This window comes from Nonomuraea sp. NPDC003709 (assembly GCF_040610775.1).
Taxonomy (GTDB): domain Bacteria; phylum Actinomycetota; class Actinomycetes; order Streptosporangiales; family Streptosporangiaceae; genus Nonomuraea; species Nonomuraea angiospora_A.
The window spans coordinates 170,170-193,685 of the sequence record NZ_JBEXMW010000007.1 but is presented as its reverse complement, the minus strand read 5'-3'; the positions used below and the strand labels follow the sequence as shown (position 1 = coordinate 193,685).

Sequence of the window (23,516 nt, the reverse complement as noted above, 5' to 3'; positions counted from 1 at the left end):
GATGGGGGGAATCAAACGTGAGGCTGGGTCAGGTTAGCGGCCCGCCACTCCGTTCCGCCAGCCCACAGACCCTGGCATCGACCTGCTTTTCGAGCAGGCGTCCGGTTTGCTCCGTCGTGTCCAGCCGCTTGGCGGCGGCCCAGACGCCGAGCGCGAGCAGGGCGCCCACCTCCGTGACGGCCATCCCGCGCTCCACCAGGCCGAGCGGCATGACGCGCCACCACGCCAGCCCGTTGCGCGCCCCGATGAACATGGCCGCCGCGATGCCCGCCACCCACAGCACCGAGCAGATCCCGAGCCCGAAGGCCACCAGCGTGGCCCGCGACCGCTCGCGGTGCCGCCAGGGCCTGGCGATGATCACCGCGGCCAGCGGCAGGCTGAGGAAGGCGATGAAGCTGCCCACCCGGTGGACGCTCCCGCTCAGGCTCGGGCCGACCGACCAGTCGTGCTTCTCGAACCACGCCGTCATGAACAGCCCCACGCTCCACCCCATGAGCGCGACGGTGCCGAAGACCCCCGCCAGCCGCTGGCGTGCCAGCGACACCCCGATGGCCGCCGATCCGACCGCGAGCAGCCCCACCGCCAGCCCGAAGATCCAGCCGTCGGGGCCGAGGCCGTGCTCGCTGATGGTCCGCCTGATCGGGTTCATCTCGTCGAGGCTGGTCAGCTCCAGGCCCAGGATGACCACTATGCCCGCGCCCGCCACACCGAGACCCCATCGCGCCGGTTGATGCACGCACACACCTCCCTTTTGCCGGGATCAACGGCGTGGAAGGGCCTGGGATTCCTCAGGCCTTGAGCCGCGCCCCTCCGTCGACGGTCAGGACGATGCCGGTCGTGTACGCGTTGCGCACCACGTACTCGATCGTGGCCGCCACGTCCTCGGGCCGGCCCACGCGCCGGACCGGCAGGCTCTCGGCGGCGCCCTCCATGAACGCGGCCCGCGCCTCGTCGCCGATCTCCGACCACCAGTCGGTGTCGATCACGCCGGGGGAGACCGCGTTCACCCTGATGGGGGCCAGCTCGACGGCCAGGCCGGGCACCGCGGCCTCGATCGCCCCGTTCACCGCCGCCAGCGTGGCGATGCCGGGCAGGGCCGCGCCGGCCGAGGCCGCGGTCACGAAGGTGATCGAGCCCTCCGGGTTGAGCACGTCCAGCGCGGCCTGTGCGGTCAGCAGGTGCGGGACCAGCTTGTTCCGCACCGCCTCGGTCAACCCCTCGCTGGTCAGCGAGCTCAGCGGGCCCGCGCCGCCGCGGCCCGTCACGGTGACGATCAGGTGGTCGACGGTGCCCAGCCCCTCGAACAGCGCCCGCATCGCCCCGGTGTCGCGCGCGTCCACGACCTGCCCACTCACTGGGCCCCGCGCCTGGTCGCCGAGCTGCTTCAACGCCGAACGCAGACGCTCCTCCGAGCGGCCCGTGACGACCACCTCGGCGCCGCCCGCGGCCAGCCGGGCCGCCGCCGCCAGACCGATGCCGGACGTGCCGCCGACGATCACTACTCGCATCTTCGTCGTCCTCTCATTACGAGACATCTTGCCTCGAATATAAAACGAGGCACCGTGTCTTGTAAAGTGGGCGCATGGTTGGCAGACCACGCAGCGAAGCGGCCAGGAAGGCGATCCTCCGGGCGGCCCTCGACCTGTGCGCCCGCGACGGATACCAGAACGTGACCATGAAGGGCATCGCCCAGATCGCGGGCAGCGGCAGGCAGACCGTCTACCGCTGGTGGCAGACCAGGGCGCAGGTCCTGCTGGAGGCCCTGACCGACGTCCTGGCCGAGGAGGTGCAGGGGCTGCCGGACACCGGGGACGCGCGGGCCGATCTGGTGACGTTCCTGGAGCAGACGTTCGCGCTGGCGCGGGGGGTCGCGGGGCAGGTCGTCGTGGGGCTGATGGCCGACGCCCAGTCCGACGCGGAGCTGGCCGCCGAGCTGCGGGCGAAGCTCATCGAGCCCCGCCGCGCCGCCCTGCGCGCGGTCCTGGCGCGCGGCGCCGTGCCGGATGACGTGGACCTGGAACTGGCCGTCGATCTCGTCTTCGGCGCGATGTGGTACCGGCTGCTCAACCGCCACGCCGAAGTGAATCAGGAACTGGCCGAGGAAATCGCCGGACTTCTGGCGCGCATCAACTGATTCTTGCGACTTACGGAGCGCATCTGCTGATTTGGCACGAGCGATTATCGCGAGCGCCGGTTATCGTCGGATGTGTGAACGAACGCGCGCAATCGTGGCTGCCGAAGCTGCAGGAAGTCGGAGAGCGGCTGGCCGAGGAGTGGGTGTCGGCCCGGCGGCCGCACGCGGCGAGCGACGCGCCGCAGCCCCACGAGCTCCGCGCGTCCGACGCCGATCGCGAACGCATCGCCCAGGTGCTGCAGGACGCGCACGCCGACGGCCGGATCACCCTCGACGAGCTCGAGGAACGGCTCGGCGTGCTCTACTCCGCGCGCACGCTGGGCGAGCTGGCCGCGCTCACCGAGGACCTGCTACCCGCCGACCAGCAGCCGCTCAACCTGGACGGCCGCCCCGTGTCGGCCATCTTCAAGCAGGAGCAGCGCGGCGGGCGCTGGGTCGTGCCCGCCGAGCTGGACGTGACGGCCATGTTCGGCACCACCAAGCTGGACTTCCGCGACGCGATCCTGCAGAACCGGCAGATCATCATCAACGCCACCCTCGTCTTCGGCGGGCTGGAGATCCACGTGCCGGAGGGGCTCGAGGTGATCAGGGTCGCCAAGGGCAAGTCCGTACGGCTGACCAAGCAGCCGACCGAGCCCGGCGCGCCCGTCGTCGAGGTGCGCACCACGAACTTCGCGGGAGACGTGAAGGTCAAGGAGCCACCCCGCCGCAAGCGCCGCCGCTGAGTCCTCAGCCGGCCGTGTAGAAGTTGATCGCGCTGTACGCGCGCAGCTTCCAGAGCTGGTGCTCGCTCTCGATCTTGCGGATGGTGCCCGACCGGCCGCGCATCACCAGCGACTCCGTCACCGCCGCGCCGGCGCGGAACCGTACGCCCTGCATGAGCTCACCGTGCGTGATGCCGGTCGCCGCGAAGAACACGTCGTCGGACTTGACCAGGTCGTTCGTCGTGAGCACCTGGTCGAGGTCGTGCCCGGCGTTCACGGCCTTGGAACGCTCGGCGTCGTCGCGCGGCCAGAGCTTGCCCTGGATCACGCCGCCCAGGCACTTGAGCGCGCACGCGGCCACGATGCCCTCGGGCGTGCCGCCGATGCCCAGCAGCAGGTCGATGCCGGTGCCCCCGCGGGCCGCCATGATCGCGCCGGCCACGTCGCCGTCCGTGATGAACTTGATCCGCGCGCCCGCCTCGCGGATCTCCTTGACCAGCCCCTCGTGCCTGGGCCGGTCCAGCACGACCACGGTCACGTCGGAGGGCGAGCAGTGCTTGGCCCTGGCGACCGCGTTGATGTTCGCGGACACGGGGGCCTCGATGTCGACCACGTCGGCCGCCTCGGGGCCCGTGACCAGCTTCTCCATGTAGAACACGGCCGACGGGTCGTACATAGAGCCGCGCTCGCTCACCGCGATCACCGACACCGCGTCCGGCATGCCCAAAGCCGTCAGCCGGGTGCCGTCGATGGGGTCCACGGCCACGTCGCAGTCGGGGCCGCTGCCGTCGCCCACCTGCTCCCCGTTGAACAGCATCGGGGCGTGGTCCTTCTCGCCCTCGCCGATGACCACCACGCCGTTCATAGAAACCGTGTTGATCAGCTGGCGCATGGCGTTCACCGCCGCGCCGTCGGCGCCGTTCTTGTCGCCCCGGCCGACCCACCGGGCCGCCGCCATCGCGGCCGCCTCCGTGACGCGCACCAGTTCCAATGCCAGGTTGCGGTCGGGGGCGTGCTCGCCCGTGGCGAGCGCGGGCGGTACGGATGTCTGATCGGACATGATGGGCAGCCTCCTAAGGGGAATCTACGTCGATCGTAGTTGTCCCCCTCTTCCCGCCCAGAGGCGGATAATCTGCCCATCTCCTGCCCGAGATGACCGCTTCCTCGCAGCAGGGGCGGGTCGGGGGTGACATCGGTAAGCTTCGACAGGGTTGCCCTGCCATCACGGAGAACGGATTTTGCGCCATACGCTGTGCGCGCCAAAGATCTTGCCTCCACCATGGAGCCTGGAGGAGATCGCATGAGCGAAGTGGAAAACGTGGCCGCCCAGCCGCGGACGTCCGAGCGCGGCGCCGCCACCCGCAGCTCGCTGCTCGCCGCCGCGAGGGAGGTCTTCGTCTCCAACGGGTTCGCCGAGGCGGGCGTGACCGACGTGGTGGCCAGGGCCGACGCCAGCGTGGGCAGCCTCTACCACCACTTCTCCGGCAAGGCCGACCTCTACCTGACGCTGTTCGAGGAGTTCCAGGCCAGGCAGACCCAGCGGACGAAGCAGGCCGCCCGCTCGGCCCGCGCCGCCGGCGAGAGCGACCCGATGCGCGTGTTCATCAGCGCCGCCCGCGCCTACCTCGACGGGTGCCTGGAGGAGCGGGAGCTGGCCGACCTGTTCCTGCGCGGCGACGGGCCGCCCGGCTTCGACGTGGTCATGCGCGACCGGCTGCGCAAGTGGGCGCAGCTCAACGCGGCGCTGTTCGAGGACGAGAGCGCGCTGGTCGTCGTCGTCACGGGCGCTCTGGCCGCAGCCGTGTCCGAGGTCGTCCGCACGGGTGATCGCGGCCTGGCCGAGGAGGTGCTGGCGATCATCGGCCAGATCCACCCGGCCACGTCGGCGACCGCCTCCTCCAACGGGTAACCTCGCCAAGTGTGCGGTTCACCCAGGGTTTCTACGGTTACGCGGTAGCGCTGTTCGTCTGCCTCGCGGCGGTCGGGCTGTTCCTGCTGGTCGCCCCGCAGAGCCGGGAGCAGCACATACCGCGGCTCGAATACTCGATCACCGTCGCCAACTTCGGCCACTCGGTGCCGTACGGCGTGTGGGCGCCGCAGAAGGACCCGGCGGGCTGGATCCCCAACAGCAACAAGATCGCCAAGGGTGAGAACGGCGCCCAGGTCCTCTTCCTCGGCTACGCCACCGCCAAGCGCGAGCACGCGATGTTCACGCAGAGCAACGAGCAGCCGGCGGCCGGGTTCGCCAGCCGCATGGCCAACTCCGACAAGGCCGTCGGCACGCAGCAGGTGGACGGGGTGCAGTGGGAGCAGCGCTTCCGCGAGGACAAGAAGCAGCGCTCGCTCGTCCGCGTGCTGCCGGAGGTGACGCTCGTGATCTCCGGCACCGCCGACTGGCCGGAGCTCGCCGAACTCGCCTCCGTCCTGCAGCAGCGCCCCAAGGGCTGACAGGGCCGCCTGGTCTGCGGATGTCGGTCGCCCCGTCTAGGGTGGTGGTCGTGGCAGGAGACGAGAAGGCACCCTCATACGAGCAGGCCCGCGAGGAGCTGACCGAGGTGGTGCGCCGGCTGGAGACCGGCGGGCTCACCCTGGAGCAGTCCATCGAGCTGTGGGAGCGCGGCGAGAAGCTGGCTGCGGTCTGCGAGGAGTGGCTCCAGGGGGCCAGGGTCAAGCTCGCCGCCGCCATGGCGCGCCGCTCCGAGCCCTCGGGGGGCAACTCCGACGACGCCCCCTTCTGACGCCCCTGGAGGGGTCAAGCGGTCTCGCGGGGGGCCAGCCAGCGGTAGCCGTGGTCGGTCGTCCTCGCCAGCCAGGCGTTGGTGGTGCTCAGCCCGCGATCGTTGAGCTGCGCGTCGTGGATCCCGTACGCCCGCCGTGGCCCCACCGCCCGTACGAAGTCGATCGCCTCGACGGTCTTCAGCCACGACCCCTGCAGCGGCACCAGCAGCGTCTCCACCGGCTCGTCCGGCACGTGCACCGAGTCGCCCGGGTGGTAGAGCACGCCGTCGACCAGATAGCCGAGGTTCGGGCAGTCCGGCAGGCCGCCGTAGATCAGCGCGTGCCGCCCGCCGTGCGCCCGCACCCGGAAGCCCGCCGCCGAGAACTCCTCGCCGGCGCTCACCGGCGTGTACGGCAGCCCGTCCAGCCCCGCCCCCGCCGGCGCGAACACCGGTACCCCGGCCCCGAGCAGCCGTAGCACGTCCACGTGATCGCTGTGTTCGTGGGTGACGAGCACCGCGTCGGCCCCGTCCAGCGCGGACGGCTCGCTCCAGATCCCCGGGTCGATGACCAGCACGCGGCCGTCGAGCTCCAGCCTTACGCAGGCATGCGTGAACTTTGTTAGCTTCACACCCCCCACGCTAGGTCATCAGGCAGAGCAGGTTCCCCTCGGAGTCCCTGAACGCGGCCATCCGGATCTCCCGGCCCCGTGCGCCGAACGTGCCGTCGTCGGTGAAGATCAGATGCGGCTCCTCGACCATCGCCACGCCGTGCGAACGCAGCCGGGCCACGTCCGCCTCCAGGTCTTCGGAGGCCAGGTAGAGCACCGTGGAGGGCGCGCCTTGCTCGATCAGCAGGCGGACGCCGTCGAGGTCGAAGAAGGCCAGGCCGGGCGGCCGGTAGGTGGCGATGTGCCGCAGGCCCAGCACGTCGCGGTAGAAGGCGGTGGCCCTGTCGAGGTCATCGGCGTGCTGGGCGACCTGCACGAGTCCTCTCATGTGCCGAACGTAGACCCCGGATCGCTCACGTGTCCGCGGTTTCGTCCGGCTCCTCCGCGCGCACGGTCAGGCGGTCGTCGCTCAGGCGGATCGTCAGCAGCGAGCCGGGGGAGACGTCCTTGGCCAGGCGTACGACCTCGCCCGACGGGTGCTGGACGATGGCGTAGCCGCGCTCCAGCGTGGCCGCGGGGGACAGCGTGATCAGGCGGGCCCGCAGGTGGGTCAGGTCGTCGGAGGCCCGGTCGAGCGAGCCGGACAGCGAGCGCCTGGTCCGGTCGCGCAGCGACTCGACCTGCTCGGCCCGGCGCTCCAGCTCGCGCACCGGGTCGGCCAGCGAGGGGCGCGAGCGCACCGACGTCAGCCAGGACATCTCGCGGTCGAGCCAGCCGCTCACCACCCTGCGGCCCCGGTCGCGGAGCTGGCGCACCATCGAGAGCTGCTCGCCGACGTCGGGCACGACCTTCTTGGCCGCGTCGGTCGGGGTGGACGCGCGCACGTCGGCCACCAGGTCGAGCAGCGGGCTGTCCTGCTCGTGGCCGATCGCGCTCACCACGGGGGTGCGGCAGGCGGCCACCGAGCGTACGAGTGTCTCGTCGGAGAACGGCAGGAGGTCCTCCAGAGAGCCGCCGCCGCGGGCGATGACGATCACGTCGACCGAGGAGTCGGCGTCGAGCTTGCGCAGCGCCTCGGTCACCTCGCCCACCGCGTAGGGCCCCTGGACGGCCACCTCCTCGACCTTGAACCGCACGGCCGGCCAGCGCCTGCGGGAGTTTTCCAGCACGTCGCGCTCGGCCGCGGAGTCGCGGCCGCAGATGAGCCCGATCGTGCCGGGCAGGAACGGCAGCCGCCGCTTCCGGTCGGCGTTGAACAGCCCCTCGGTGGCCAGCAACTGCCTGAGCCGCTCCAGCCGGGCCAGCAGCTCGCCCACGCCGACCGGGCGGATCTCCAGCGCGGTGAAGGCGAACGAGCCCCTGTTGACCCAGAAGTCGGGCTTGACCTGCATCACGACCCTGGCGCCGTCGGCCGGCCTCGGCACGGCGGCCTCGTAGACCCCGCGCGGGGTGGTGACCTTGGCCGACACGTTGGCGACCGGGTCGCGCAGGGTCATGAAGACCGTGCCGCCACGAGCGCTCAGGTCGGTGATCTGGCCCTCGACCCAGACCGTGCCGAGTCTGCCGATCCAACCGCCCACCATCTGCAGGACCGTACGGATCGGCAGGGGAGCCTCGGGTGAGGTCTTCTCGCTCATGCCGGAAGACTACGGGGTCGGTACGACCTACTCTCCGGCCTGCAGCTTCGCCAGGCGGTTCTCGAACATCTTGATCACCTCGGGCCGGGACTTCGTGGCCTTCTCGAAAGTGAGGAAGTCGCTGATCTGCTCGGCGGTCTTGCCACGCATCCTGGCACGCAGGGATGCGACGGTGAGCTCGGAGTAGCCGGGCAGCGGCTCGGCCAGGTCCACGGGGGCGGCGGCGACCGGCTCGGGCGCGGCGGCGGGCTCGGGGGCACGGGCGGGCTCCGGCGCGGCCGCGGGCTCCGGGGCCACGGTCGCCTCGGGGGCCGCGGCGGGCTTCTTGGTGGTCCTGCGGGTGCGCTTCGGCTTGGCCTCGACGGCCTCCTCCGCGACAGCCTCCACCTTGGCGGCCTCGTCCTTGACGACCTCTTCCTTGACGGCTTCCTCCGCGACGGCGGCCTTGGGCTCGGCCTCCACGACGGCGGCCTTGGGCTCGGCCTCCGCGACGGCGGCCTTGGGCTCGATCTCCTCCGCGACTGCCGCCTTCGGCTCGGCCTCCACAGCGGCGGCCTTCGGCTCGGCGACCTCGGCGGGCTCGTCCGTGACGGTGGCCTTGGGCTCGGGCTCGGCGGGCTTCTCCGCGACCGCGGGCTCGGCGGCCTTCGGGGTCGCGGCGGGCTCCTCCGTGACCACGGGCTTGGGCGCCTCCGCCGCGGCGGGCTTGGGCTCGGCGGCGGGGGCGGTCTCGGGGTTGGCGGTGGCCGCCGACTCGGACTTGCCCGCCGGAGCGAAGATGACGGGGTCGGGCTTGGTCTTGGCGACACCGTTGGGCTCGGCGGCGCTGGGCCGCGGCGCGAAGATCACCGGCTCCTTGCGGGCCGGCTTCTCCTCCTCCGCGGCCGGAGCCGCGGCCACCTGCTCGGCGGCGGAGGGACGCGAGTCGTGTGACTCCTCTTCCTCCTTGTTGCCAAGGCCCTTGATGGAGTTCTTCACCCGGTCGACGACCAGCAGGGCCTGCCCGGCCGCGCTGAGCGTGGTCTGGATGAACAGGAGCGGAAGGTCCTTGGCCTTCTCCTTCAGCTCGTCCTTGTTGGTGACGGTCTTGGCGATGTTGCGTATCACGTCGCTGAGGGACATGACGTCTCCCTGGGAGGTCAGTAATGGACGGCCAGTTTGGCAAACCGCGGGCAACCACGCACGCGCAGGCCTGATGGCCGCTCCACGTAGCATAGAAAGTATGGAGCCGCAGACCCCCACTTCCCGCCGAGTACTCGTAGCCAAGCCACGCGGCTACTGTGCCGGAGTCGATCGAGCCGTGGTAGCGGTCGAGAAGGCCCTGGAGCAGTACGGTGCGCCGATCTACGTACGCAAGCAGATCGTTCACAACACCCACGTCGTCAAGACTCTGGAGGCCAGGGGCGCCATCTTCGTCGACGAGACCGAGGAGGTGCCCGAGGGCGAGATCGTGGTGTTCTCGGCCCACGGGGTGTCTCCGGCGGTGCACGACGAAGCGCGCCGGCGCAGCCTGCGCACCATCGACGCCACCTGCCCGCTGGTCACCAAGGTGCACAACGAGGCCAGGCGGTTCGCGAGCCAGGACTACGACATCCTCCTGATCGGGCACGAGGGTCACGAGGAGGTCGAGGGCACCTCCGGTGAGGCCCCCGACCACATCCAGCTCGTGGACGGGCTCGACGCGGTCGACAAAGTCCAGGTCAAGGATCCGAGCAAGCTGGTCTGGCTGTCGCAGACCACGCTGTCGGTCGACGAGACCACCGAGACGGTCACCCGGCTCAAGGAGCGCTTCCCCACGCTGATCGACCCGCCGAGCGACGACATCTGCTACGCCACGCAAAACCGGCAGGTCGCGGTCAAGGAGATCGCCGCCGAGGCGCAGCTGGTCATCGTGGTCGGCTCGGAAAACTCCTCCAACTCCAAGCGCCTGGTCGAGGTGGCCAAGGACTACGGGGCCGAGGCTTCTTACCTCGTCGACAACGCCACCTTCATCCGCGACGAGTGGCTCGAGGGCGTCACCACGGTCGGCGTGACCAGCGGCGCGTCCGTTCCGGAGGAGCTGGTCGACGAGGTGCTGGCGCGGCTGGCCAAGCATGGGTTCGACGACGTGACCCAGGTCGAGTCGGTGCAGGAGAGCATGCGCTTCGCCCTGCCCCACGAGCTGCGCAAGGACCTGCGGGTCTCCTAGTCGTCCCCGCGCGGCGTCCCGTAGACCTTGGGCTCGAAGTAGCCCTCCGGCTCGGGCACGAACGGCTGGCGCGGGCGCGGCATCTCCGCGCCCGCCTTCAGCTCCTCCCGCAGCTCGCGTACGTTGTCGCGGAGCCCGCGCCGCCACGCGACGCCCAGCACGACGGCCGAGCCCGCGAACAGCCACGGTGCGCCCTGCGTCAGCGACGTGTAGAGCCCCAGCGCCAGCGACTGCACGATGGACACCGAGCCGAACGCGCGCCCCAGCTCGACGAAGAGCGTGGCGCAGAAGAACACCAGCGGCGGCGTCACCACCAGCGACAGCAGCTCGCGCCGGTTGACCAGGAGCACGCCCAGCAGGCTCGCCAGCACGAAGGTCGCGCCCACGACGTACTGGATGTCGAGCAGGGTCGCCAGCACGTAGCCCGCCAAGGTGGCGACCAGGGCGAGCGCGATGGCGCCGCGAGCGGTCAGCCTGACCGCGGAACGCCTCTTCTCACCCAATGCCCCACCCCCGATTTATTGCGACCCGTTGGCCAACTTACCGTTCGAGTGGGAAAGCAGAGGCGAGGTTTCCAGCAGTTCGGGGGATGCCAGGGGTCTGGGCAGGCCTTCGAGCATCTCAGGAGAGTCGAGATCGCCGTCCACGACGCCCAGATCGTGCAGCTTGCGCGCGGTGACCAGGACGCGGCTTTCGAGCGATCCGACCGACTTGTTGTACGCCTCCACGGCCCGCGTCAGCGCCCTGCCGAGCGAGTCGACGTTCCTGCCGAGGGACGAGAGCCGTTCGTACAGCTCCTTGCCCAGCTCGAACACCGCCCGCGCGTTCTCGCTCAGCGCGGCCTGCTGCCAGGCGTAGTGCGCGGTGCGCAGCATCGTGATCAGCGTCGTCGGCGTGGCGATGTGGACCCGCCGCGTCATCGCGTATTCCAGCAGCCCGGGATCGCGCTCCAGCGCCGGGGCCAGGAACGCCTCGCCCGGGATGAACAGCACCACGAACTCCGGCGACGGGTTGAACCCCTGCCAGTAGGACTTGGCCGCCAGCCGGTCGATGTGCTCGCGGACATGCCGGGCGTGAGCGTCGAGCCGGACCGTGGCGAGGCTCTCGTCGGACGCCTCGGCGGCCTCCAGATAGGCCGCCAGCGAGACTTTGGAGTCGACCACGATGTTCTTGCCGCCGGCGAGCCTGACGACCATGTCGGGGCGCATGGGGCCCTCGGTGACCTGCTCGTCGAAGTCGCAGTGGTGCTGCATGCCGGCGATCTCGGCGACCCTGCGCAGCTGGAGCTCGCCCCACCTGCCCCGCGCCTCGGGCCGCTGCAGGGCCCTGACCAGGGCCGTGGTCTGGGAGCGCAGCTGCTCGTTGCTCTGCCGTACGAACTCCATCTGCTTGACCAGCTCGGCGCGCGCCGCGCGCTGGCCGGACTCGGTGTCGCGCAGCTGCGACTCGACGCGGGCGAGCGCGTCCTTCAGCGGCTCCACCAGGTGCTCGACGGCCTGCTTGCGCTGGTCCAGATCGCCCGTGGCCTCGGCGCGGCTGGCGGCCAGCCTGGTCTCGGCCAGCTCGAGGAAGCGGATGTTGTTGACGTCGAGGGCGCGCGTGGACAGGGCCTGGAAGCGCTCGGCGAGCTGCTCCTCGACGTAGACCAGCTTGTCGGCGGCCGACTTGGCCCGCGCGTCCGCCTCGGCCACCCGCACCGCGGCCCGCGTCCTGGCCACCAGGAACCCGATGACGAGCCCGGCGGCCAGACCTACGAGAAGCGAGACGACATCCACATGATCGATGATGCAGGACTCCGGCGCGCCGATCCGACCCGACACGCTCGTTACGCTCAGCACGTAAACTTAGGCTCCGTGAGTCTCTCAATCGGTATCGTCGGTCTGCCCAACGTCGGCAAGTCCACGCTCTTCAACGCGCTGACGAAGTCCGGCAACGCGCTCGCCGCGAACTACCCGTTCGCCACCATCGAGCCCAACGTGGGCATCGTGGGCGTGCCCGACGACCGGCTGCCCAAGCTGGCCGAGATCTTCAGCTCGGCCCGCATCCTGCCCGCCAAGGTCGAGTTCGTCGACGTCGCGGGCCTGGTCAAGGGGGCCTCGGAGGGGCAGGGCAGGGGCAACCAGTTCCTCGCCAACATCCGCGACACCGACGCGATCTGCCAGGTGGTCCGCGTCTTCAGCGACCCCGACGTCACGCACGTGGACGGCGACATCTCGCCCAAGCGCGACATCGAGACCATCAACACCGAGCTGATCATGGCCGACCTGCAGACGGTCGAGAAGGCCATCCCGCGCCTGCAGAAGGAGGCGCGCAACAACAAGGACAAGAAGTCCGCGCTGGAGGCCGCCGAGGCCGCGCTGAGCGTCCTGGAGACCGGCAAGACCATCTTCGAGAGCGGTCTCGACCGCGAGGAGCTGCGCGAGCTCCACCTGCTGACGGCCAAGCCGTTCCTGTACGTGTTCAACCTCGACGCCGACGAGCTGGGCGACTCCGCGCTCCGGGAGCAGCTGGCCACGCTGGTCGCGCCCGCCGAGGCGGTCTTCATGGACGCCAAGATCGAGTCGGAGCTGGTCGAGCTCGACGAGGAGGAGGCGCTGGAGCTCCTCCAGTCGGTCGGCCAGGAGGAGTCGGGGCTGCGGCAGCTCGCCAGGGTCGGCTTCGACACGCTCGGCCTGCAGACGTACCTCACGGCCGGGCCGAAGGAGACCAGGGCCTGGACGATCCCCAAGGGCGCCACCGCGCCCGAGGCGGCCGGCGTGATCCACACCGACTTCCAGCGCGGCTTCATCAAGGCCGAGGTCGTCTCCTTCGACGACCTGGTCGAGGTCGGCTCCATCGCCAACGCCCGCGCGGCGGGCAAGGCCCGCGTCGAGGGCAAGGAATACATCATGCGCGACGGCGACGTGGTGGAGTTCCGCTTCAACGTCTGAGCACGGCCCGGGCCGGGGTGTCCCGTGGGAAATCACGGAAAGCCGCCGTTCGTTACGGTACGTTACCGATGGTGACGGCGGCGATGCCCCCTCAGACGTCTCATCCCGGGAATCGGTAGGACGTCTGATGCCGGGACAACTGATGCGTCAACCACTTTGGGCCCCCGCGCGTCGAATCGTCACGGCGTTCACGCTGACTCGGGAGGCCCTCAATGATCCGCCGCATCATCCGGAAACGACGTCCCACGCCCACTCTGGCCGGCATCAGCCTTGAGGAGGAGCTCGCCCTGATCAGGGTCGAGCTCATGTACGGCCTGCGCGTCAACCGCGAGGCGTACCTCCGCAGGAAGGTCGACGAGCGCAACGAGATGGCGACGCGGATGCGCGAGCGGGACGCCGCCGAGATGCTGGCGGACCTGCGCGGCTCCCTGGAGCGGGCGGTGCAGCCGACGGTCGTGTCCCTGGACCGGTCGGCCCAGCAGACGGTCGTGGACCTGCACAGCAGGCGTCAGCCGCGCCCCACCCAGGATCCGGAGCCCGCCTGACGGCCCTGACTCCGCTCCGCGATCCATACCGAATCCGCCTGGCGAGAGTCCATGCCCGGTAGGACAGGAATCCGTGGCTGTCGCGCTATGCCAATTTAGGTATCTGGGCTGGTCAAAAGCTGTTTCCACCGGGAAGTCTCAGGAATCGGCAATGAGGCCTGCCCACCGACCCGGTTTGCCGTCAGGACGGTCATGCCGCAGCATGGGCGTGGCTTTCCTGGAACAATGGCGGAGACCGGATAGGGTGACTACTTCACCGCGGATGATGGGGATCGGCAACGGACGACACCGCGCCAGCCGGGGGGATCGGCGCGAGCGGAGGCGTGATGGCTCGTAGGTCTACCGTCCAGCACGATCCTCGGATCGCTGGCGACCCCGAGCTTTCCGCGCGCCTTGACACGGCTGACTTCGACGCGCCGCCGCCTCGCAGGCCGCGGCGCGGCGGCTGGTCGGGCGGAGGCGGGCGGTGGCTCGTATGGACCGGCCGTGTCATTCTCTGGGCAGTTATCGTGGTTGTCGTCGTGAATGGGGTTCGTGCCCCATTTGAGCGATTTACCCAACAAACGAGCGCGACGCCCAATAGCGTTGCGCCTGCTCACCATGGTTTTCCGGCCGACCGGGGCATGGCTTTCGCCGCCCAGTTCGCCGGGGTCTATCTCAATTTCAGCCCGGACGACGCCGCGAGCAGGTCGCGCAAGCTGGGCGCTTTCCTGGCCGAGGGCATGGATCCGCAAATGGGCTGGGACGGCTACGGCAAGTTCGCGGCCGTCGCCATCCAGCCGTACGACATCGAGGCGAGCGACGCCCACAACGCCCTGGTCAGCGTGGCCTTCCAGTCAGGCCCGCGCAGGTTGATGCTGTCGGTCCCGCTCTACTACTCGGGCGACGAGGCCGGCGGCAGGTTCGCCGTGGTCGGCCGTCCCGCGGTGCTGCCCGCCCCGGGCCCGGCCGACGTGCCGCAGGTCGCCGCGCCGGAGACCGACGAGGCCACCGCGAGCGAGCTCAAAGAGCAACTGAAGGGTTTCTTCACCGACTACGCCTCCGGCGACGCGGCCGGGCTGCAGCGTTACGTCGCCGCGGGCCGGACTCTGCCGAGCTTCGGCGGCACGTTCACGTTCAGGGAGCTGAAGAAGGTCGTGGTGCCTGTGGGGGGTGCCACCCGAGAGATCCAGGCGGTCGTGGTGTGGGTCGTGCCGAACAGCGAGACACCCGCCACCCCCGACGCCACCGATCCCGCGGCTGTGGGCGGCACGCTGGAGATGGCCTACCGGCTGACCGTCGAGAAGCAGGGCGACAAGTGGTTCGTCGCCGACATTCGCGGCGCCGGCCGGGTCATTGGATAGAGGCACGGCCACGCCGCTCATCGGTACCCCCCGGGAGGACAAGAAGTGACCCTGAAGACCGTTCTGCTCCACCTGATCGAACTGACGCCGACGCCCCCGGCGACCGGCCCGGACACCGGAGGTCTCGCCAACTTCCTGCGCGGGTTCTTCGCCCCGCTGTTCCTCGTCGTCGTCTCGGTGGTCGCGCTCTTCTTCCTCTTCACCCGCGAGATCACACGTTTCGTGCAGTTCCTGATACTGGCTGTGGCCATCGGCGTGATCTTCTACGTTCCCAACATCATCGAGGTGACGGCGAAGGCGATCGCGGGCGCTCTGGGCATCAAGTAAAGGGTTGAGACCGCTCCGCGGCGGTCATGTACGAGCGGGTGGAGAGGAGGACCGGCGTGGACCTGCCCACATATACGAACATCTGGCGGATCGAGAAGCGGCTCTACAAGCTGTACGACCTACGGCTGCCGATGCCGCTGCCGATCGTCTGGATCGGCGTTTTCGTCGGGGTGTTCGTTCCGTGGTCGCTCCTGCTGGTCCTGGTGGGCGTGCCGGTGGAGATGCCGTGGCACGTGCTGTACCTCGTGCCGCCCGGGATCGTGACGTGGCTGTCCACCCGTCCGGTCATCGAGGGCAAGCGGCTCACCGAGCTCCTCGAATCCCAGCTCCGCTACCTGGGCCAGCCGAAGGCGTGGTACCGCCTCGCGCCCATGTCGGAGCCCGAGACGATCACGTTCTCCGGCCGCGTCTGGCGCACCACCCCCGCGCGGGCCAAGTCGAAGGCGCCCCGCAAGGCCCGCCAGCCGCAGCGGCGGCGCGAGGGCCAGCGGATCGCCGGTCCGCGCCAGGTCCGCCCGGCCGTCGCGGCCGCTGCCGCCGCCGCTTCCCAGGCTCCCGTGGCGGAGCCGACCACCGGCCGCTGGGGCACCCGCCGCGGCACCGCGCCCGCCCTCAAGGCCCGGGTACGCGAGACGGCCCCGCCTTCGGCACCGAGGTCCGGGGTCGGTGCGTTGCGGCGCGAGGAGGCCCTTCCAGGCGGCCCTGGACGCCGCCAGGACGCCCTGCCGCCCGGCGGCCATGAGAGCTCCGAGCCTCCCACCCGGGAATTCGTCGACGCGCGGGATGCCGCGGCTCGGGATCGCGGGAACGCCGGGGACGCTGCGGCTTGGGATCGCGGGGACGCGCGGGATGCCGCCGGCCGTGAACGCACGGGGCGGGGAGAGGCCGCCGCCGCTCTGGCCGACGTCGGGGACCAGGAGCCCGCTGTCGAGACGCGGGGCCGCGAAGCCGCGGCCGGGGTCCGGGGCCAGGAGGTCGCGGGCCGGAACGGGGACGTACAGGGGCTCGGCTCCGGATTGCCCGACGAGTCGCGTGCCGACCGTGGGGCGGCCGGGGCGGTCAGCGAGACGGAGACCCACAAGCCTGCCGCGGGGAAGCCCATCGACACCGAGGCGCTGCGGCGGCTGCGCCGGCTCGCGGCGAGCGCCGACGCCCCCGCCGAACCTTCGGGTCCCGCGGAGGGCGAGCGGCGGGACCGGGAGCGGGACGAGGAACGACGCGGGGAAGTCCGCGGGGAGGGTCGCGGGGAACGGCGCGAGGAAGGACGTGGGGAAGGCCGCGAGGAAAGGCGCGGGGAACGGCGCGAGGACGAGGTCGCGCGGGACCAGCACCGGAAGGGGCAGCCGCCGCGGCTGGGCCCGTCGCTGGTGCTGTCCGGCCCGCAGCGCGTCTGGCCGCCGCTCAACCCCGACGCCAAGCCGTTGCCCCGCCCCGCCGCCACCAGGCCCGGCACAGAGTCCCCCGACACCACATCCACCGCCCCGCCCCAGCAGGACACGGCACCGATCACAAGGGCCGACACGCCGGGTGCGCCGAGCGATGAGCCCAGCACGACGGCCGACGCGCAGGGCGCGCCGAGCGCGACGGCCGGAACTTCGGGTCCGAGCACGACGGCCGACGCTCCGGGTGCGCTGAGCACGACGGCCGGAGCCTCGGGTCCGAGCACGGCGGCCGACGCTCCGGGTGCGCTGAGCACGACGGCTGACGTGCCCGACGCATCGGGCGACACGCCGGGTGCGGTCGGCGACGCGCCGGACGCGGGCGTGCCGCAGTCGGTGGCCGAGGTCACGGATGCGCGGGGTGGCGTGGACGCGTCGGCTATGGCGGATGACGGGCTGAAGGGCGACGCACCGAAGAAGGCCGACGCACCGAAGAAGACCGACGCACGAGAGAAGGCCGACGCGCGAGAGAAGGCCGACGACGTTACGGCCGACGATGCTGCCGAGATGCGCGACGGCGTAAGTGCGCCGAGTGCGCGGGTCGCGGCGCCGAAGGGCGATACGCCGCAGCCGGTCGCTGAGGCCGCCGAAGTGCCCGGCGCTGCCGATACGCAGGCGCCCGATACGCAGGCGCCCGATGCGCAGGAGCCGGGTGCGGCCGATGAGCGGCCCGAGCGGTCCACGGCTGACCGGCCCGAGCGGTCGACGGTGCGGCGACTCGCGGCGAAGGGCGATGCGCCCGGCGCGGGCGTGCCCGGCACGCGTGGTGACCGGGGTGCGGCGGTTCCTGGCACACGTGGTGACCGGAGCGGGTCCTTCCCCGGCACGCGTGGTGACCGGGGTGCGGGTGTGCCCGACGCGCGCGGTCCGGCGGCCGGTGATCGGCGGGTGGCGGCGAGCGCCGAGGACGGTCGGGTCGCGGCGGCGAATGCCGGTGACTCCCGGAGCGCGGCGGCGAAGGCCGGTGACGGCCGGGGTGCGGCGAGTGCCGGTGACGGTCGGGGTGCGGCGAGTGCCGGAGACGGTCGGGGTGCGGCGAGTGCCGGTGACGGTCGGGGTGTCGGGGCGCCGCAGGAGCGTGGGGGCGAGTTCGTCGCTCCCGTGCCCGTCCCCCGCCCAGGTGAAGGCCGGGTGCGGCGGGTCGAGTCCGTGGTGGGGCGGGACTCCGGCGGGTGGCGGAGGATCGCGCAGGTGGTCGTCGGCGGAGGCGGGGTCCGGACCGACGGGTCCGAGATCGACGAGGCCAGGGCCAGGGGCGTGTTCGGCGGCAGCCGCAGGATCGTGGTCCTGGGCTGCACCGGCGGCGCCGGTCAGAGCACGACGGCGCTCATGCTGGGCCACACCTTCGCCAGATACCGCGATGACAGGGTCGTGGCCGTCGACGCCAACACCGGCGGCGGCACCCTGACGAGCAAGATCCAGCCGGAGACGCCCGAAACTCTCACCTCGCTGCTGTCCGGGCTCGACCGCGTCAGCGGGTATCTCACCATGCGTGGGTACACCACGAGGACCGCCTCGGGGCTCGAGGTGATCAGCGCGGACAGCGACGCGGGCGCCGAACAGCGGCTGGCGGACCGGTCGTTCTTCTCCGACCATCGGTTGGGCGAGTCCATGCGCCTGCTGGACCGCCACTACAAGCTCGCCGTCATCGACCCGGCCGCCGCGCTGGCGGCCAGACTCCTGCCGTACGCGGACCAGCTCGTCCTGGTGGTCCCCGCGAGCGAAGAGGCGTCGGAGGCGGTGGCGATGACGTACGAGTGGCTCGACGGGCACGGCTGCGCGGAGCTGCGCAGGCGTGCGGTCATGGTGGTCAACGGCGTGAGCAGGCGTTCGATGGCCGACGTCGAGCAGGCGGAGTCGGTGGCCAGGGGCAGGTGCCGGGCCATCGTCAGGGTCCCCTGGGAGGACGGTCTGGCGCCCGAGGGCGCGGAGGTCGTCGACCCGGGGCAGTTGCGCACGGCCGGCAAACGGGCCTATCTCGCCCTCGCCGGCGTCGTGATCGCGGGCTTCGCGGCACAGGCACAGACCGTCCGACCGAGCGAAGAGGAGTTGGCGAGTGACCCCCCGGGCACGAGAATCGGTGAGCGATAAGTGAACAAGCGAGCAGGTCTGGCCCGTTCATGCGCCGAGGGGGCGGCATGAGCAGGGCGGCACGAGCGCACCAGCGCCTGGCGGTCCGGTATTTCGACGACCGCATCCTGCTCACGGACACCTCCGCATGGGCGTACTTCCGCCTTCCGACGGTCAGCTACGAGTTCGTCACACCCGACGAACGCGAGGCCCTGGCCACCAACATCACGATCGCGCTGGCCGCGATCAGGATGCCCGACGCCGAGGTCCACCTGAGGGTCGCGCACCGCACGTACCCCGCCGCCGAGTGGGCCATGGCGCTCAACGCCACCTCCGACGAGGGGCCCGGCTGGCGCGACTACCTGGAGGAGATGTACCGGCACGTCTGGGCGAAGGACTTCTGGTCCAAGGAGGTCTTCCTCGGCGTGCGGCTCGGCCCGCGCGGCAAGCAGCTCGGCGCCGGCGTGCTGTCCCAGCTCTTCGGCTTCTACCAGAAGACCGAGAAGGCGCTCGGCATGGAGGACGACCACGTCCCCGACAGCGAGATCGGGCGCTGGACCGAGCAGGCCGAACGCCTCGGCAGGGCGCTCACGTCGAGTGCCCTCTACGCCAGGCACGCCACCTCCGTCGAGGTGGCGTGGTTGTTCCAGCACGCGGCCTCCGGCGCGCTCGGCGACCCGCCGCCGTCGGCCAGCCCGAAGCGGCGCTGGGGCAAGGGCGAGATCGAGTCGCTGGTCGAGGGGGAGATCCACAACGGCAGGTCGCTGCTGCGCATCGTGCAGCCGCAGGGCGACTCGTACGTGGCCTACCTGTCGTTCGCGAGGTTCCCCGACCTCATGCCGTTCCCGGACGGCGAGCCGTGGATGCACTTCGCGGACCAGCTCGCCTTCCCCGTGGAGATCTCGTCGCGGATGCGGCTGATCCCGCCGGTCAAGGCGTCCAAGGACGTCGCGCGCAAGCTCGCGCACGCCCGCGACATGGACCACCACATCCGCGAGGCCGGCGCGGAGGCGCCGCTGGCGCTGGCCGAGCAGATCGACGCGGCCCGCATGCTGGAGCACGGCATCACGAAGGAACGGCTGCCCTTCGTGTACGGCTGGCACCGCCTGATCGTGTCGGCCCCCACCGAGGACATCTGCGTGCAGCGCGTCGAGGCGGTCGTCGAGCACTACCGCGACATGGGCATCGACGTGGTCAACTCGACGGGCGACCAGTTCTCGCTGTTCTGCGAGACGCTGCCGGGCGAGAAGGTACGCGTCAACGCCTACGCGCAGCGGCAGCCGTTGCGTACCATCGCGGGCGGCATGGCCACCGCCACCGTCGACCTCGGCGACCGGCTGGGCGACGGCACCGAGGGCTGGCTCGGCCCGTACATCGGCGAGACCGTCGGCAGGGCCCGCAGCATCGTGCACTTCGACCCGCTGCTGGCGGCCTCCCGCAACCGGCCGACCGCCATCGCGATCACCGGCGAGCCCGGCGGCGGCAAGACCACGCTCGCGCTGCTGATGATCTACCAGATGGCGCTCAGGGGCGTGACGGTCGCGGTGATCGACCCGAAGGGCGACGCCGAGTCGCTGGTGCGGCTGCTGGAGAAGCGGGGCCGCAAGGCCCGCATCATCCCGCTGGGGTCGGCGGCGCCGGGGCTGCTCGACCCGTTCTCGTTCGGCGACGACATCGCGGCGAAGAAGACCATGGCCACCGAGACGTTGAGGCTGCTGCTGCCCCGCATGTCGGAGGAGCGCGAGTCGGCCATGATCCAGGCGGTGGCCGCGGTCTCCAACGCGCCCGACCCGTCGCTGGGCAAGGTCGTCGACTTCCTGGAGCAGGCCGACGACCCCGCCTCGAAGAACCTGGGCGCGGTGCTGCGCTCCATGTCGGAGATGCACCTGGCCAGGCTCTGCTTCGACCCCTCGGGCGGCGACCAGATCGACAGCGAGGGCTGGACGACCGTGTTCACGCTGGGCGGGCTGACCCTGCCCGACGTGGCCACGACCAGGGACGACTACTCCTACGAGCAGCGGCTGTCGGTGGCGCTGCTCTACCTGGTCTCCCAGTTCGCGCGCAGGCTGATGAACGGCCTCGACCGGCGCGCCCCCAAGGCGATCTTCCTGGACGAGGCGTGGGCGATCACCTCCACGCCCGAGGGCGCCAAGCTGGTGCCCGAGGTCAGCCGGATGGGCCGCTCCCGCAACACCGCCCTCGTGCTGGTCTCCCAGAACGCGGGCGACCTGCTCAACGAGCAGGTGACCAACTGCCTGTCGTCCGTCTTCGCGTTCAGGTCCACCGAACGGGTGGAGGTGGACCACGTCATGTCCCTGCTCGGGGTGGAGCCGTCGGAGGAGCACAAGGCCGTGCTGCGCTCGCTCGGCAACGGCGAATGCGTATTCCGCGATCTGGATGGCAGGGCGGGGCGGATCGGAGTAGACCTGATCTCCGAGGATCTTCTCCGTTGGCTCGACACGAACCCGACGCACGACAAACCCGACGGCAGCGGGCATGATGATCTTCAGGGGGGCGTGGGCAGGGCGCAGGAGGTACGGTCATGAAGATCCGGCTGTCTCGACGGCTCGCACTGGCACTGGCGCTCGTCACGAGCATTCTCGTGATGCCGATCGTGGTGGGCGGGCTGTCGGCCCCGGCCGCCGCGGCGCCCTGTGACCTGTCGGGCCCGCTCAACCCGGAGATGGTCGGCGGCGGCACCGACGGCCTGATCCAGGCGCCGGCCGTCGAAGGCCAGCCGCAGACGCCGACCACCAACTACTCCCAGTTCGGCATGAGCGGCCAGTTCTGGCACACCCACGACCTGGGCTGCTCCGACTACGTGGCCGTGCTCGGCAACATGTGGGCCAACGGCATCTTCACCGCGGCCAAGGCCATCGACCGGCTGACGATCACCACGTACCAGGCGGCGGCGACGGAGGGACCGCTCCAGGCGATCAAGGACGTGGTCGACGACATCATCACGAACCTCTCCAAGGCCATGTACTGGCCCTTCCTCCAGCCGATCGTCATCCTCGGCGCCATCTGGCTGGCCTGGTACGGGCTGATCCGCAAGCGCGCCACCACGACCGCCGAGGGCGTGATCTGGATGGTGCTCGCGGTCACCGTGGCGGTCTGGTTCCTCAGCCGTCCCGGCGACTTCACGGGCCTGGGCAAGGTCGTGACCGACAAGACCGGCGAGGTCGTCAACTCGGCCTTCTCCGGCCTGCCGGGCGCGGGCGGCGCCTCCTGCCTGCCGCCGCCCGGCGGCGGCGACGCGAAGGTCCAGGCCGGCGGCTACGCCCAGACCGGCACGCCGGGCGTCGACCAGAACGCCGACGCGCTGTGGTCCACGCTGGTCTGCAAGCCGTGGCTGGTGGGCCTGTTCGGCACCGCCGACCCGCAGCAGCCGATCGTGCGCGACTGGGGCCGCAAGGTGCTGGAGATGCAGTCGGTCCCGCGGGCCGTGGCCGGCCAGCCGGCGCCCGACGTGGGCGCCCGCCAGTCGGAGTACGCCTCGCTGGCCGACAAGCTCAAGAACGACCCCGTCTACACCGTCTTCTCCGGCCGTGACTGGTCCAACCGGCTCGGCGTGGCGGTCGGCGCGTTCATCGCGGCGATCGTGGCCGGCCTGCTCATCTTCCTGGTGGCGGTCTCGCTGCTGGTGCTGAAGGTGGGCTTCCTGCTGCTGCTGATCCTCGGGCCCGTGTTCCTGCTGATCGGCGTCCATCCGGGCAGCGGCCGGATCGTCGCCATGCGCTGGGTGGAGATGCTCGTCGGCACGCTGCTCAGGCAGGCCGTGCTCACGCTGGTGCTCAGCGTCCTCGTCTACGGGTACGCGCTGATCATCTCCACGGCCATGCCATGGGGTCTGCAGGTGCTGTTCATGGCCCTGTTGACGATCGCGGTGTTCTTCTACCGCAGGCCGTTCCAGCACCTGTTCGCCTCGATGAACGGCCACACGGTCACCACCCGCATGCTGGGCGAGGCGGCGAGCTCGTCGGTCCTCGAGCGGTCCGCGGGCGCGCTGCCGCCGGTCGCCTCGGCCAGGATCGGCCGCTGGGGGCTGCGCAAGGCCGAGCCTCTCATCAGGGCGGCCGGCGCCGCCAACGCGGCGGGCGCCGCGGCCACGGCGGCGGCCACCGCGGGGCAGGCCCGGGTACGCGCCGAGGAGGGCGAGGGCGTTCCCTCGGGCACCCGCGTACCGGCCACGGCCGCGCCGCTGGACACCGACCAGCAGGGCGGCAAGGCGGGCGCCAGGGCTCCGATGGAGCCGCGCAGGGGTACGGCGCCGCCGCTCAACCTGGGCACGACGCCCACACGCACGCGCGGTCCCGCGGCGGGCGGCCCCCGGGTGGCCGGCGCGGCCGGTGGCACGGCCTCCAGCGGCTCCAGCGGCTCAGGTGGCTCGGGCGGCGGCTGGTTCGGCGGCCGGTCCGGCGGCGGCTGGGCGTCCCGCGGCGGTTCGGCGTCGGGGTCGCGTACTTCGTCCGGCGGGTCGCGCGGCTCCCGGTTCGGCGGCTCGGGCGGCACGCGTTCGCGCGGGAGCGGCGGCGGGCTGTTCGGCGGCGGCTCAGGTGGCTCCGGTGGTTCCGGCGGCGGATCGCGTGGCGGTTCGGGCGGCGGTTCGGGCGGCGGTTCGCGTGGCGGTTCTGGTGGCGGGCTGTTCGGCGGCGGCGGTTCGAGGTCCAACGGCGCCACCCGGTCGGGCGGCGGCTCCAGGCCGTCCGGAGGCTCGTCCGGCCCCCGGATCTTCGGCTCGGACGAGCCCTCGTCCCGCTCCGAGGCTCCTCCCCTCTGGCTGCGCGGCAGCCGCAACGGCGGCTCCGGAGGCGACAGCCCGGATGTGCCGTTCTGGCTCAAGCCGAACAACCCGGACAAGGACTGAACGA

At 71.1% G+C, this 23,516-nt stretch carries 22 protein-coding genes; 13 read left to right on the top strand and 9 right to left on the bottom strand.

All coding sequences use genetic code 11. The annotated features are described in order from the left end of the window. Positions 1-28: 28 nt before the first annotated feature. Positions 29-736, bottom strand: a complete 708-nt coding sequence (locus ABZX61_RS22725; protein WP_355197312.1) for a DUF998 domain-containing protein — start codon at positions 734-736, stop codon at positions 29-31. A 52-nt stretch (positions 737-788) separates the two neighbouring features. Further along, positions 789-1,508: an SDR family oxidoreductase gene (locus ABZX61_RS22720; RefSeq protein ID WP_355197310.1), complete on the bottom strand. Its 720-nt coding sequence runs from the start codon at positions 1,506-1,508 to the stop codon at positions 789-791. A gap of 74 nt (positions 1,509-1,582) precedes the next feature. Here ABZX61_RS22720 and ABZX61_RS22715 point away from each other — a divergent pair, with 74 nt between their 5' ends. Next, positions 1,583-2,134 (top strand): TetR/AcrR family transcriptional regulator, encoded by a 552-nt coding sequence (locus tag ABZX61_RS22715; protein WP_355197308.1) that lies wholly within the window; start codon positions 1,583-1,585, stop codon positions 2,132-2,134. 74 nt (positions 2,135-2,208) lie between these two features. Then, positions 2,209-2,859, top strand: coding sequence for a DUF1707 domain-containing protein (locus tag ABZX61_RS22710; protein ID WP_350725641.1), 651 nt, complete (start codon positions 2,209-2,211; stop codon positions 2,857-2,859). A 4-nt stretch (positions 2,860-2,863) separates the two neighbouring features. Here the strand turns inward: ABZX61_RS22710 and glpX are convergent, their stop codons facing one another. Continuing rightward, positions 2,864-3,898: a class II fructose-bisphosphatase gene (gene glpX, locus ABZX61_RS22705; RefSeq protein WP_355197306.1), complete on the bottom strand. Its 1,035-nt coding sequence runs from the start codon at positions 3,896-3,898 to the stop codon at positions 2,864-2,866. Between the two features lie 240 nt (positions 3,899-4,138). On the opposite strand from glpX, the gene ABZX61_RS22700 reads away from it, so the two are divergent. From ABZX61_RS22700 to ABZX61_RS22690, 3 genes are read left to right on the top strand one after another with little or no spacing between them, the layout of a single operon-like run. Next, on the top strand, positions 4,139-4,747 hold the full coding sequence (locus ABZX61_RS22700) for a TetR/AcrR family transcriptional regulator (protein ID WP_350725637.1): 609 nt from the start codon (positions 4,139-4,141) through the stop codon (positions 4,745-4,747). Between the two features lie 11 nt (positions 4,748-4,758). Continuing rightward, positions 4,759-5,286, top strand: coding sequence for a DUF4245 domain-containing protein (locus ABZX61_RS22695; RefSeq protein ID WP_350725635.1), 528 nt, complete (start codon positions 4,759-4,761; stop codon positions 5,284-5,286). A gap of 20 nt (positions 5,287-5,306) precedes the next feature. Then, a complete protein-coding gene (locus tag ABZX61_RS22690; protein ID WP_350725634.1) occupies positions 5,307-5,576 on the top strand; it encodes an exodeoxyribonuclease VII small subunit in 270 nt (89 codons plus the stop codon). 14 nt (positions 5,577-5,590) lie between these two features. Here ABZX61_RS22690 and ABZX61_RS22685 read toward each other — a convergent pair whose 3' ends face one another. Genes ABZX61_RS22685 through ABZX61_RS22670 form a run of 4 tightly spaced genes read right to left on the bottom strand, consistent with a single transcriptional unit; the run spans position 5,591 to position 8,925 of the window. After that, positions 5,591-6,187, bottom strand: a complete 597-nt coding sequence (locus ABZX61_RS22685; protein ID WP_355197304.1) for an MBL fold metallo-hydrolase — start codon at positions 6,185-6,187, stop codon at positions 5,591-5,593. Positions 6,188-6,197: 10 nt separating this feature from the next. Beyond that, positions 6,198-6,554 carry a VOC family protein gene (locus tag ABZX61_RS22680; protein ID WP_350725630.1) on the bottom strand — a complete coding sequence of 119 codons (357 nt, stop codon included), beginning with the start codon at positions 6,552-6,554 and terminating at the stop codon, positions 6,198-6,200. A gap of 25 nt (positions 6,555-6,579) precedes the next feature. After that, the gene (gene xseA / locus ABZX61_RS22675; RefSeq protein ID WP_350725628.1) at positions 6,580-7,803 is read right to left on the bottom strand and encodes an exodeoxyribonuclease VII large subunit; all 1,224 of its coding nucleotides are present in this window, start codon (positions 7,801-7,803) and stop codon (positions 6,580-6,582) included. Between the two features lie 27 nt (positions 7,804-7,830). Then, on the bottom strand, positions 7,831-8,925 hold the full coding sequence (locus tag ABZX61_RS22670; protein WP_355197301.1) for a hypothetical protein: 1,095 nt from the start codon (positions 8,923-8,925) through the stop codon (positions 7,831-7,833). A gap of 100 nt (positions 8,926-9,025) precedes the next feature. Here ABZX61_RS22670 and ABZX61_RS22665 point away from each other — a divergent pair, with 100 nt between their 5' ends. Next, on the top strand, positions 9,026-9,991 hold the full coding sequence (locus ABZX61_RS22665) for a 4-hydroxy-3-methylbut-2-enyl diphosphate reductase (RefSeq protein ID WP_350725625.1): 966 nt from the start codon (positions 9,026-9,028) through the stop codon (positions 9,989-9,991). Here the strand turns inward: ABZX61_RS22665 and ABZX61_RS22660 are convergent. Both ABZX61_RS22660 and rmuC read right to left on the bottom strand, forming a co-directional pair. Next, complete coding sequence (locus ABZX61_RS22660) at positions 9,988-10,494, bottom strand: DUF6542 domain-containing protein (RefSeq protein WP_355197299.1); 507 nt, start codon at positions 10,492-10,494, stop codon at positions 9,988-9,990. The two genes, ABZX61_RS22665 and ABZX61_RS22660, sit on opposite strands and share 4 nt — an antisense overlap. Before the next feature lie 15 nt (positions 10,495-10,509). Beyond that, on the bottom strand, positions 10,510-11,775 hold the full coding sequence (rmuC, locus tag ABZX61_RS22655; protein WP_355197829.1) for a DNA recombination protein RmuC: 1,266 nt from the start codon (positions 11,773-11,775) through the stop codon (positions 10,510-10,512). A gap of 69 nt (positions 11,776-11,844) precedes the next feature. Here rmuC and ychF point away from each other — a divergent pair, with 69 nt between their 5' ends. From ychF to ABZX61_RS22620, 7 genes are all read left to right on the top strand, one after another. Next, positions 11,845-12,921: a redox-regulated ATPase YchF gene (ychF, locus tag ABZX61_RS22650; protein WP_350725621.1), complete on the top strand. Its 1,077-nt coding sequence runs from the start codon at positions 11,845-11,847 to the stop codon at positions 12,919-12,921. Positions 12,922-13,133: 212 nt separating this feature from the next. Next, positions 13,134-13,466 (top strand): hypothetical protein, encoded by a 333-nt coding sequence (locus ABZX61_RS22645; protein ID WP_350725620.1) that lies wholly within the window; start codon positions 13,134-13,136, stop codon positions 13,464-13,466. A gap of 623 nt (positions 13,467-14,089) precedes the next feature. Next, on the top strand, positions 14,090-14,809 hold the full coding sequence (locus ABZX61_RS22640; RefSeq protein ID WP_355197296.1) for a conjugal transfer protein: 720 nt from the start codon (positions 14,090-14,092) through the stop codon (positions 14,807-14,809). A 51-nt stretch (positions 14,810-14,860) separates the two neighbouring features. Then, positions 14,861-15,136, top strand: a complete 276-nt coding sequence (locus ABZX61_RS22635) for a hypothetical protein (RefSeq protein ID WP_225963718.1) — start codon at positions 14,861-14,863, stop codon at positions 15,134-15,136. Between the two features lie 56 nt (positions 15,137-15,192). Continuing rightward, positions 15,193-18,666 carry a TcpE family conjugal transfer membrane protein gene (locus tag ABZX61_RS22630; RefSeq protein WP_355197294.1) on the top strand — a complete coding sequence of 1,158 codons (3,474 nt, stop codon included), beginning with the start codon at positions 15,193-15,195 and terminating at the stop codon, positions 18,664-18,666. A 47-nt stretch (positions 18,667-18,713) separates the two neighbouring features. Next, on the top strand, positions 18,714-21,191 hold the full coding sequence (locus tag ABZX61_RS22625; RefSeq protein WP_350725616.1) for an ATP-binding protein: 2,478 nt from the start codon (positions 18,714-18,716) through the stop codon (positions 21,189-21,191). Further along, positions 21,188-23,512, top strand: coding sequence for a type IV secretion system protein (locus ABZX61_RS22620; RefSeq protein ID WP_355197292.1), 2,325 nt, complete (start codon positions 21,188-21,190; stop codon positions 23,510-23,512). The genes ABZX61_RS22625 and ABZX61_RS22620 overlap by 4 nt, the downstream gene beginning before the upstream one ends. Positions 23,513-23,516 lie beyond the last annotated feature (4 nt).

Excerpts from the sequence above, each read along its gene's own strand:
- ABZX61_RS22665 (WP_350725625.1), top strand. The coding sequence starts at position 9,026 with ATGGAGCCGCAGACCCCCACTTCCCGCCGAGTACTCGTAGCCAAGCCA.
- ABZX61_RS22620 (WP_355197292.1), top strand. The coding sequence starts at position 21,188 with ATGAAGATCCGGCTGTCTCGACGGCTCGCACTGGCACTGGCGCTCGTC.
- ABZX61_RS22645 (WP_350725620.1), top strand. The coding sequence starts at position 13,134 with ATGATCCGCCGCATCATCCGGAAACGACGTCCCACGCCCACTCTGGCC.
- ABZX61_RS22720 (WP_355197310.1), bottom strand. The coding sequence starts at position 1,508 with ATGCGAGTAGTGATCGTCGGCGGCACGTCCGGCATCGGTCTGGCGGCG.
- xseA (WP_350725628.1), bottom strand. The coding sequence starts at position 7,803 with ATGAGCGAGAAGACCTCACCCGAGGCTCCCCTGCCGATCCGTACGGTC.
- ABZX61_RS22640 (WP_355197296.1), top strand. The coding sequence starts at position 14,090 with ATGGCTTTCGCCGCCCAGTTCGCCGGGGTCTATCTCAATTTCAGCCCG.
- ABZX61_RS22680 (WP_350725630.1), bottom strand. The coding sequence starts at position 6,554 with ATGAGAGGACTCGTGCAGGTCGCCCAGCACGCCGATGACCTCGACAGG.
- ABZX61_RS22625 (WP_350725616.1), top strand. The coding sequence starts at position 18,714 with ATGAGCAGGGCGGCACGAGCGCACCAGCGCCTGGCGGTCCGGTATTTC.
- ABZX61_RS22715 (WP_355197308.1), top strand. The coding sequence starts at position 1,583 with ATGGTTGGCAGACCACGCAGCGAAGCGGCCAGGAAGGCGATCCTCCGG.
- ABZX61_RS22670 (WP_355197301.1), bottom strand. The coding sequence starts at position 8,925 with ATGTCCCTCAGCGACGTGATACGCAACATCGCCAAGACCGTCACCAAC.
- glpX (WP_355197306.1), bottom strand. The coding sequence starts at position 3,898 with ATGTCCGATCAGACATCCGTACCGCCCGCGCTCGCCACGGGCGAGCAC.
- ABZX61_RS22690 (WP_350725634.1), top strand. The coding sequence starts at position 5,307 with ATGTCGGTCGCCCCGTCTAGGGTGGTGGTCGTGGCAGGAGACGAGAAG.
- ABZX61_RS22700 (WP_350725637.1), top strand. The coding sequence starts at position 4,139 with ATGAGCGAAGTGGAAAACGTGGCCGCCCAGCCGCGGACGTCCGAGCGC.